The sequence below is a fragment of the Defluviitoga sp. genome (genome assembly GCF_035349255.1).
GTDB lineage: Bacteria > Thermotogota > Thermotogae > Petrotogales > Petrotogaceae > Defluviitoga.
Genome location: NZ_DAOPSE010000038.1, coordinates 1 through 10,670, shown reverse-complemented (window position 1 = coordinate 10,670; position 10,670 = coordinate 1). Strand labels below are relative to the sequence as shown.

Here is a 10,670-nt window from a genome sequence, read left to right as displayed (position 1 = left end):
ATGCCAGAAGAAATATCTGTCGAAAATAGAATGGTTCGTTGTTGGTTGTATGAGTAAATTAATAAGACTTTACTACGAAAATGAAGTTGGTCTCCAGTCAACTATCTAAGAATCAAATGGATCAACTTACATGTTGTTAGAGCAAAGTTTTTTGTGTTGGTGAGTATTTATCTTATTTTTCATAACAATAACTTTTGTAACTTTGAAATTTATATGACTCAAATAATAATTATACAAAGGAGATATAAAACAATGGAATATCATGTAGCAAAAAATGGTTCAGATCAAGGAAAAGGTTGCCTGCAGGATCCATTTCTTACAATAAATAAAGCAGCTTCTATCGCAATGCCTGGAGATACCGTAATCGTTCATGAAGGAGTGTATCGTGAATGGGTGAAACCTAAGAATAAAGGATTAAGCAATAAAAGAAGGATCACATATCAAGCAGCTAAAGGAGAAAAAGTAGTAATCAAAGGATCTGAACGCATTCAAAATTGGCAACATGCTGAAGGAAATATTTGGAAATGTGAATTACCTAACTCCTTTTTTGGTGACTTTAATCCATATGAAGAAAGAATATTTGGGGATTGGCTAGTTACAATAGAACAAACTAAGCATTTAGGCGATGTTTATTTAAATGGTATGTCATTTTATGAGGTAGGCAGTTATGAAGATCTACTAGATCCACCCGTTAAAACAGAAGTTTTGGACCATTGGACACAAAAAAAGGTTCCTGTTCCAAATCTAGAACAGACAAAATATGTTTGGTTTGCAGAAGTGGATAACGATAACACCTATATTTATGCAAATTTTCATGGGGCTAATCCAAATAAAGAATTAGTGGAAATCAATGTTCGCAGATCTTGTTTTTATCCTAATGATACTGGTATTGATTACATCACAGTAAAAGGTTTTGAAATGGCACATGCAGCAACTCCATGGGCGCCACCAACAGCTGATCAACCGGGGTTGATCGGTGCAAATTGGAGCAAAGGTTGGATTATTGAAGAAAATATTATTCATGATGCTAAATGTAGTGCCATAAGTATAGGAAAAGAAGCTTCTACAGGACACCTTTATCGCTCTATTCGAAAAGATAAACCCGGATATCAATACCAATTGGAATCTGTTTTCAGCGCCGAACATAAAGGATGGAACAAAGAAAGTATTGGCTCTCATGTAATTCGAAATAATGTAATTTTTAACTGTGGCCAAAATGCAATTGTAGGTCATTTAGGATGTGTTTTTAGTGAAATACACAATAATCATATATATAACATCGGCATAAAACGCGAATTTTACGGTCATGAAATTGCCGGTATTAAATTGCATGCAGCGATCGATGTTCAAATCCACCATAATAGAATTCATGACTGTTCTTTAGGAATATGGTTAGATTGGCAAGCACAAGGTACAAGAGTTAGCAAAAACTTACTCTATCAGAATAATCGTGATTTATTCGTTGAAGTAAGTCACGGTCCATATGTTATTGATCATAACATTTTAGCTTCCGAGTACTCAATAGACAATATGGCACAGGGTGGTGCTTATATTAATAATTTAATTTGTGGTAAGATGCAACATCGAAAAGTGCTAAATCGTGCTACTCCCTATCACCTCCCACACAGTACAAAAATAGCGGGTTATGCATTTGTTTATGGTGGGGATGATCGATTCTACAACAACATTTTTATTGGACAAGACGGGCTTGAAAATGTAGGCACATCACATTATAATAACTATACAACTTCTTTGGATGAATATATTGAAAAGGTCCATGAAAGACACGGGGATTTGGAGACGTTCGAGTTAGTTGAGCAACCAGTTTATATCAAAAAAAACGCTTATTTTAATGGAGCAGAACCTTTTGAAAGGGAGAACTATAAAATAGTTGAAAAAGATTTCGACCCTAAACTCTCGATTATCGACAATGGAGGAGAGGTTTACCTTTCTTGCAATTTACCAAATGATTTTGAAAATACCCTTGGAGAAATACATTCAACAATCACATTAGAGAGAGTTCGTATCGTTGACGCTGAATTTGATCGCCCAGACGGTAAAGATTTAATCTTAGATACAGACTTTTTTGACAAACAAAAAACTGAAAAAAGTACCCTAGGACCTATCGCAAGTTTAAAGAAAGGTGAGAATTATATCAAAGTCTGTTAATTGTTTTGAATTTTTAGTTAATAATCTAAAAATTGAAATTTAGTACTAAAATTTCTAAAAAATTCCTTCATTTGAGTATCCAAGCTTTTAAGTTTAAACAAATATCTGAAACAACAATTCTAAGGTTAATTCTTATAACCATTTTCCAAAATTTCAAATTCATACCATCTTTCTTAGGGCTATTGAAGGAAAAAATAAACATTGTCAACTTGTTTCATGTCCCTGATTGAATTTTCTCCAGACAAAATTCAAGTAAATTTTATACTTTTTTAAGTGTTTATTTAGTTTTTAAAAGCATATTGGTTTATTAAGAACACTAAATAAACAATTTTATTTAAATTTGTATTATTCCTAAAACTTAAGAAAAACCTAGATAATCAAAAATATTTTGCTGTAATTACTTTTAATCTTAGTTGATTAAAAAAACTAAAGATTGATTACTAAAGTTAAAATTGGTATATTTATTGTTAGAGAGTTTAAATTATGTTTTAATTTTTTATTTTTATTTAGAAAATAGTTTTCATATTATGAAATTTATTAACTTGGAGGTGCTGTTTTTGCTGAAATATATTGTGAAAAGGCTACTTTTCGCTATACCTTTGTTGTTCGTCATCTGTCTTATATCTTTTATAATCATTGAATTACCCCCTGGAGATTTTATAACTTCATATGAAATGTCTTTAAGGCAAAGCGGAGAAGCCATTGATCAGGCAACTTTAGAACTTCTAAGAGCTAGGTATGGTTTAGACAAACCTGTGGTGATTAGATTCTTTATGTGGTTTGGAAACATACTAAGAGGTGACTTAGGGTACTCTATGCTCTATCAAAAACCCGTTAGTGACCTATTAGGAGCAAGATTATGGTGGACCGTACTTATATCTACTCTTTCAACAGCTTTCGCTTGGTCTCTAGGCTTTTTATTAGGAGTTTATTCTGGAAGCCATCAATATTCTTTTGGAGACTACGCCTTTACTGTTGTTGGATATCTTGGAGTTTCAATACCTAACTTTCTTCTAGCTTTAGTATTGATGTGGCTTGCTTTTTCCGCTTTTGGAGTAAGCTTAGGAGGATTATTCTCTCCCGAATATGCTTTAGCTCCTTGGAGTTGGGGAAAATTTTTAAATCTTCTTCAACATTTGTGGATTCCAATCATAGTTGCCGGAACCGATAGTATGGCAGGTCTCATTAGAGTATTAAGGGGAAATCTCCTTGATGAAATAGATAAACCTTACGTAACAGCAGCAATAGCAAGAGGTGTTCCAGAAAATAAGGTTTACTGGAAATATCCTTTAAGAGTTGCTATGATACCTTTTTTGAGTACAGCAGGTTGGACTATTCCGGGAATAATATCCGGCGTTGTTGTTACTGGAATAGTGCTAAATCTTCCTACTGTCGGAACTCTTCTCTTAGATTCTTTAAAAGCTCAGGATATGTATTTAGCAGGAAGTTTAGTTTTGATTTTAAGTTTTTTCACTGTTATTGGAACGGTTGTTTCAGACATCTTACTTGCCTGGGCTGATCCACGAGCAAGACTTGAATGACGAGGTGAATTTGTATATGCAAAATAATTCTTTAGATAAAACTGTAGACAAAAAAGCGGAAAAAATTTACTACGCTTCAGAAGCAAAACTCATATGGTGGCGTTTCAAAAAAAACAAGTTAGCAATTGTAGGGCTGATAATTTTAATAATATTGTATACTTTAGGTATTTTTTGTGAATTTTTTGCTCCATATAATCCTAACAAGTTGAATGCTTCATATGTTTATGCTCCCCCCCAGAGAATTAGAATCATAAGAGATGGAAAACTTGTTAAACCCTATGTTTATGGTTATAAAACAAGTAGAGATCCTAAAACACTTCAAAGAATATACTCTCCTGATGAATCAAAGGTCTATCCATTAAAATTTTTTATAGAAGGTGATCCCTATAAATTATGGGGAATATGGGAGTCAAATATTCACTTTGTAGGCGTAGAAACGGGAGTTTTTTTCCCTTTTGGAACAGATAGAATGGGCAGAGATGTCTTATCTAGAATAATTTATGGAACAAGGATTTCAACTACAATAGGTCTTGTGGGAGTTTTCATAAGTTTATTGATAGGAACTGTACTTGGAGGAATCTCAGGATATTATGGCGGCACAGTAGATTTCATAATTCAAAGGATTATTGAAATTATCAAGAGTATACCTACAATCCCTTTATGGATGGCACTCGCTGCAGCTCTTCCAAGACATATGACTCAACTTCAACGATATTTTGCAATAACCGTGATACTTTCATTAGTAGGATGGACAGATTTAGCAAGGGTCATCAGGAGTAAATTTATTATTCTAAAAAACGAAGATTTTGTAGTGGCCGCTCAATTAGCTGGTGCTCGTCAATCTCGAGTTATTTTTAGACATATGTTACCTTCTCTTACTAGTCATATGATAGTTTCAATAACCCTTTCTATTCCTGGAATGATTTTAGGTGAAACTGGTTTGAGTTTTCTAGGACTAGGCTTACAATCTCCTGCAATAAGTTGGGGAGTATTGTTACAGGAGGCTCAAAATGTTCGAACCGTTGCTTTACAACCGTGGCTAATGCTACCTGCAATATTCGTAATAATTACCGTCCTTTCTTTTAATTTTGTTGGAGATGGATTAAGGGATGCGGCAGATCCATACAAGATCTAAATCTGTTTTAGGAGGAATAATATGGAAAATTTGCTAGAAGTGATAGATCTTGAAACATCATTTGAGTTAACGGAAGGATCAATAAAAGTATTAGATAAAATAAATTTAAGTCTAAAAAGTAATGAAATTTTAGGTCTCATTGGAGAATCTGGATGTGGTAAAAGTGTAACTGCACTTTCCATTCTTCAAATTCTGCCCAAAAATGCAAAATGTAGCGGAAAAGTTATTTTTAACAACGATGAAAAAGAAATAGACCTTTTAAAGTTAAATCCAAAAGGCGAAGAAATAAGACAAATAAGGGGTAACGATATTTCGATGATTTTTCAAGAACCTGCTGCTTCCTTTTCACCAGTCTATACTATAGGGGATCATATGATAGAGGCTATTATTTTACATAAAAATATTTCTGAAAAGTTAGCAAAAGAAAGAGCTTTAGAAATGTTAGAAAAAGTTAAAATACCAGATCCTAAAAAAATAATAGAAGCTTATCCTTTTGAACTTTCTGGAGGAATGCTTCAACGATGTATGATAGCTATGGCTCTTTCTTGTAATCCAAAGATACTAATAGCTGATGAACCTACAACCGCTTTAGATGTAACTATACAAGCTCAAATTCTATATTTAATAAAAGAACTTCAAAAAGAATTCCAGAGTTCTATCATTTTTATTACCCATGATTTAGCGGTTATATCTCAGATGGCAGATAAAATTGCTGTGATGTATCTTGGGCATATTGTAGAAGAAGCAGATGTATTTGAAATATTTAAAAATCCTTTGCATCCATATACGAAAGCCCTTCTAGATTCTATCCCAAAATACGGTGTAAGAAAAACTAGATTAGAAACGATTTCAGGAGTTGTTCCAGATCCATATAATTTACCCAAAGGTTGTAGGTTCCATAATAGGTGTTCAAGTTTTATGGAAGGAATATGTAACGTAGAAGAACCTAAAACACTTGAAGTAAGCGAAAATCATAAAGTAAAATGTTTCCTTTATGGAGGTACCGATGATGCAGGATAAAAAATTTTTAGAGGTTAACAATTTAAAAAAATATTTTCCAATTAAAAGAGGAGTTTTTGGAAAGATAACTGGGTATGTAAAAGCTGTTGATGGAGTAAGTTTTTACATAAATCAAGGTGAAACTTTGGGATTAGTTGGGGAATCAGGATGTGGCAAAACAACTGTTGCAAAAAATATTTTGAGAGCTTTAGATCCTGATGCGGGCGATATTTTCATGCGTCTTGACAATGAAGTTGTAAACATAGCTAAACTACCTAAAAATCAGTTAAAAGACCTTAGAAAAAATGCTCAAATGATTTTTCAAAATCCTTTTACATCTTTAAATCCTCGGATGAAAGTTAGAGACATAATTGGAGAACCTTTGTATGTTAATAAAATAGCAAAAGGTAAGGAACTTGACTCAAAAGTTGAGGAACTAATGGATATGGTAGGTTTAAGAAGGGAATATTTGATTAGATATCCTCATGCTTTTAGTGGAGGCCAAAGACAAAGGATAGTCATTGCCAGAGCATTAGCCTTGAGGCCAAAACTTGTGGTTTGCGATGAACCAGTTGCTGCTTTGGATGTTTCCATTAGATCTCAAATTTTAAATCTTTTAATGGACCTTCAAGAACAATTAAACCTCACTTATCTATTTATTTCTCACGACCTAAGTGTTGTACAACACATAAGCGACAGGGTAGCTGTTATGTACTTAGGAAAAATTGTAGAAATAGCTGACACAGAAGCTCTTTTCCAAAGTCCTAAGCATCCATATACAGAAAAATTATTAGAAGCAGTACCTAAACCTGATCCTAGTATAAGAGCGGATCAATTAAAACCTTTAGAAGGTGAGGTTCCTGATCCCGCTAACCCTCCAATAGGGTGCCATTTTCACCTAAGGTGTCCTTATGCTATAGATGTATGCAAAGAAAAATATCCAGAATTAAAACCTTACGACCACGATAAAAATGAGCATTTCGTTGCGTGTCATCGCTCGTCTGAATTAACACTTAAAGGAATTGAAATTAAGTCAAGCTCTTAAAACATTAAGATTCCTAAGTTGACTCATATATTAAGAAATTTCTTAATAATGGATACAATTTCACAGGAGGTGGTATTATGAAAAGTAAGAAAGTAGTAATCTGTTTATTGATGGTTTTTCTAGCTTTAGGAACGCTGTTTGGATGGGATGCATATGCAACGCCAGAAGAATATTACAAAGACACAGGCAACAAAATCACTCAATTCAAAGAATCACCGGTGCTTGCTGAGAAAGTGAAAAAGGGAGAGCTCCCTCCAGTTGAGGAAAGACTACCAAAAGAACCTCTAGTAATAGTTCCTGAAGATGAAGTAGGAAAATTTGGTGGTACATGGAGAAGGGTTTGGAAAGGTCCTTCAGATCAATGGGGTATTTATAAGATAAATGAACCCCATTTGGTATATTGGGATTCTGAAGGTGGAAAGTTTTTACCGGGTCTTGCTAAAAGTTGGGATATATTAGATGACGGTAAAATATATATTTTCCATCTAAGGGAAGGAACAAAATGGTCTGATGGACATCCTTACACAGCTGACGACATAATTTTTTGGGCTAACGATATTGTTGGAAATGAGGAATTGACTGCTTCTAAACCAGCGTGGTATATTGTAGGAGGTAAAAGGGCAAAGATAGAAAAGATAGATGATTACACGGTTAAATTTGAATTTGCTGAACCATATGGATTGTTTTTGCTTCAGGTTGCTTACAGTCAAGGTTTTTGTGGAGCTCCAAAACATTATTTAAAACAATTCCATCCTTCTTACACTCCTATGGAAGAAATTCAAAAAATCATAGATAAAGAAAAAGAAAAGATGTATTTCACTTGGGTTGATGTCTTTAACGATAAAGATGATCCTGTAAGAAATCTGGAACGACCTAGCTTATTCACATGGATTCCTGTTACCGATCCAACAGGCTCTTATTATATTCTTGAACGAAATCCATATTACTTTGCCGTAGATATAGAAGGCAATCAATTACCGTATATTGACACTATACGTCATGAATACGTAATGGACGACGAAATAATTATGTTAAAAGCGATCGCTGGAGAAATCGATATGCAATTCAGGCATATTGGAACCTTGGGAGCGGGAGCAGGTAACTACACATTACTGGCAATGAACGCAGATAAAGGTGGTTACCAAATTTACAATTGGAGAGCTGCCAATGGTTCTGCCAGCCAATTAATGTTGAATACTTTTGACCATGAAGATCCTGTTTTACAAGAAATATTCAGCGATGTAAGATTTAGACAAGCATTATCGTTAGGAATAAACAGAGAAGAAATCAACGAAATTATGTTTTCTGGATTGGCCAAACCTCGACAAGCTTCTTTAGTCAGCGGTTCAGCTTATTATGATCCTGAATGGGAAAGGGCATATGCCGAATACGATCCGAAACGAGCTAATGAACTTCTTGATGAAATGGGACTCGAATGGGATTCAAAAAAACAATATAGACTTAGACCCGATGGAAAACCCTTGCAATTTTCCGTACAGGTAGCTGGACAACCGCACACTGATATTTGGACCATAATACGAGAATACTGGAAAAATGATCTTGGTATTCAAATAGAGGTAGATACAATTAACAGAGATCTTTATGATTCTAGAATGACTGCTCACGATTTTGAAGGACAGGTCTGGCAAATGGATAGAGCCGCTCAACCATTAGCCGATCCACTTTTTATATTCCCTGGAGCTACAGAGTACTCTACTTCATGGTACATAGGTTGGGCAACATGGATTAAAGCTTATATGACAGGAGACGAAATTCCAGAAGACGCAATTGAACCACCAGAACCAGTCATTGAATTAGTGGATCTTTGGCTGACGATACAAATGACGACCGATGATGAAGGAATCAAAGAACTTATGAAAGAAGCTACGAAGATTCACAGGGAAAACATATGGATGATTGGAACAGTTGGAGAAGATATAGCGCCCACAATAGTAAAAAATAACTTTAAAAATGTTCCTAGAGAACTTGTTTCAGATGCCGTATTCTTTACTCCGTTAAATGCTATGCCTATGCAATTCTTTATTGACCAATAATTAATTCCTTCCCCCTTTTTTAAAGGGGGAAGGAGAGCACTTAAGAAATAAAAATCACAAAGTAAAATAAGTTTCGAAAATCAATAGCTGATCAATAAAAAAGAAAGAACTATTAATTAGATACAATCATAAAAATATGTGGGATGTGAAATTTTGAAAATTTCAATTATAGGAGCAGGGAGTGTCAGATTTGCCCTTCAATTAATAGGGGACATCGCGCAAAGTGAAGAATTATATGATTGCGACATTTGTTTGATGGATATAAACGAAACACGTCTAAATGCAATCTACAGTTTAGCAAACAAATATTGTTTGGAATTGAATTCAAATCTCAAAATTGAAAAAACAACGAACTTAGACGAGGCCATAAAAGCTGCTGATTTTATTATAAACACCGCTTATCCATATCCAGAAGGTTTGGAAGATGGTTATCAACGATGGGAAATAGTTACTGAAATTGGAGAAAAACATGGTTACTATAGAGGTATTGATTCACAAGAATTTGATATGGTTTCAACTTATTCTTACATAATTTGTTCTTATCCAGATATTAAACTTGCACTAGAAATTGCAAAAAAAATGGAAGAAATGGCTCCCAGCGCTTGGCTAATGCAAACAGCTAACCCAGTCTTTGAAATAACCCAAATTGTAAAGGAATTAACTCAAAGCAAGATCGTTGGTTTTTGTCATGGCTCATCTGGCGTAAACGAAATATTTAGACGATTAAACCTCAATATTAACCTGGTTGAATGGCAAGTTGCAGGCGTAAATCATGGCATATGGCTAAATAAGTTTAATTACAATGGTCAAAATGGGTATAAATTATTAGACAAATGGATTGAAGAAAAGTCCCATTTTTGGGAATCACAAGGTCCTTGGGATGTACAGCTATCACCAGCTGCTATAGACCTGTACAAATTTTATGGAATGATGCCTATTGGAGATACTGTTAGAAATGGTAGTTGGAAATATAATTATAATTTAGAAACGAAGAAAAGATGGTATGGAAAATTCGGAGGAATAGATAATGAAGTGGAAAGACCTAAGTTTCATCAAACACTTAGAAACTCCAGAAAGAGGATGATCGAATTATCTAAAGCTATAGAAAAAGACCCTCATATAAAACTTATGGAAGTTTGGCCCGAAGTATTTAAGAAAAGTGAAACAAGTGGAGAACAACATATTCCTTTTATAAATGCTCTGATAAATGATAAGTCAACAAGATTGATACTTAATGTAGAAAATAAAGGCATAATTCAAGGAATACCTGAAGATATAGTTGTTGAAGTCCCTGTCATTGTAGATAAGAATGGCCTTCATCCTCAAACTTTAAATCCCAATCTTAATAGTAGAATAATTGAGTATTTTTTGGGTCCTAAAATAATGAGAATGAGAATGGCTCTGGAAGCTTACATTACTGGAGACCTCATGATTCTTGAAGAATTTTTAGTGAGGGATCCGAGGACAAAATCTTCTCAACAAATCAAAGATGTCCTCGATGAAATTATGAATCTTTCATTTAATCAGGAAATAAGAGACCACTTCAAGTATTATCAAGATTGAATAAAAAATAACTTAGTTACTTAAATTACTACGAGACCAAATTTTAAATTTTTAAAGTTACAAAAATTAGATTCTTTATTGGTACGCCAATTTTCGGGAGGTGGTATTGTGAAAAGTAAGAAAGTATTAATCTGTTTATTGATGGTTTTTCTAGCTTTAGGAAC

The 10,670-nt window shown here is 34.1% G+C and carries 7 protein-coding genes; all 7 read left to right on the top strand.

The window, feature by feature from the left end:
* Positions 1–252 precede the first annotated feature (252 nt).
* The gene (locus PKN74_RS07225; protein WP_472310045.1) at positions 253–2,169 is read left to right on the top strand and encodes a hypothetical protein; all 1,917 of its coding nucleotides are present in this window, start codon (positions 253–255) and stop codon (positions 2,167–2,169) included.
* A gap of 557 nt (positions 2,170–2,726) precedes the next feature.
* Positions 2,727–3,710, top strand: a complete 984-nt coding sequence (locus tag PKN74_RS07220; protein ID WP_472310043.1) for an ABC transporter permease — start codon at positions 2,727–2,729, stop codon at positions 3,708–3,710.
* Positions 3,711–3,726: 16 nt separating this feature from the next.
* Positions 3,727–4,845 (top strand): ABC transporter permease, encoded by a 1,119-nt coding sequence (locus PKN74_RS07215; protein WP_472310041.1) that lies wholly within the window; start codon positions 3,727–3,729, stop codon positions 4,843–4,845.
* A 21-nt stretch (positions 4,846–4,866) separates the two neighbouring features.
* On the top strand, positions 4,867–5,865 hold the full coding sequence (locus PKN74_RS07210; RefSeq protein ID WP_472310039.1) for an ABC transporter ATP-binding protein: 999 nt from the start codon (positions 4,867–4,869) through the stop codon (positions 5,863–5,865).
* Positions 5,855–6,889 (top strand): ABC transporter ATP-binding protein, encoded by a 1,035-nt coding sequence (locus PKN74_RS07205; protein WP_472310037.1) that lies wholly within the window; start codon positions 5,855–5,857, stop codon positions 6,887–6,889. The genes PKN74_RS07210 and PKN74_RS07205 overlap by 11 nt, the downstream gene beginning before the upstream one ends.
* 77 nt (positions 6,890–6,966) lie before the next feature.
* Positions 6,967–8,943 carry an ABC transporter substrate-binding protein gene (locus PKN74_RS07200; RefSeq protein WP_472310035.1) on the top strand — a complete coding sequence of 659 codons (1,977 nt, stop codon included), beginning with the start codon at positions 6,967–6,969 and terminating at the stop codon, positions 8,941–8,943.
* A 153-nt stretch (positions 8,944–9,096) separates the two neighbouring features.
* Positions 9,097–10,506, top strand: coding sequence for an alpha-glucosidase AglA (gene aglA, locus PKN74_RS07195; RefSeq protein WP_472310033.1), 1,410 nt, complete (start codon positions 9,097–9,099; stop codon positions 10,504–10,506).
* Positions 10,507–10,670: the final 164 nt, after the last annotated feature.

Bases quoted from the DNA above. Each gene is read 5' to 3' on its own strand.
- PKN74_RS07210 (WP_472310039.1), top strand. From the start codon at position 4,867: ATGGAAAATTTGCTAGAAGTGATAGATCTTGAAACATCATTTGAGTTA.
- PKN74_RS07215 (WP_472310041.1), top strand. From the start codon at position 3,727: ATGCAAAATAATTCTTTAGATAAAACTGTAGACAAAAAAGCGGAAAAA.
- PKN74_RS07225 (WP_472310045.1), top strand. From the start codon at position 253: ATGGAATATCATGTAGCAAAAAATGGTTCAGATCAAGGAAAAGGTTGC.
- PKN74_RS07205 (WP_472310037.1), top strand. From the start codon at position 5,855: ATGCAGGATAAAAAATTTTTAGAGGTTAACAATTTAAAAAAATATTTT.
- PKN74_RS07200 (WP_472310035.1), top strand. From the start codon at position 6,967: ATGAAAAGTAAGAAAGTAGTAATCTGTTTATTGATGGTTTTTCTAGCT.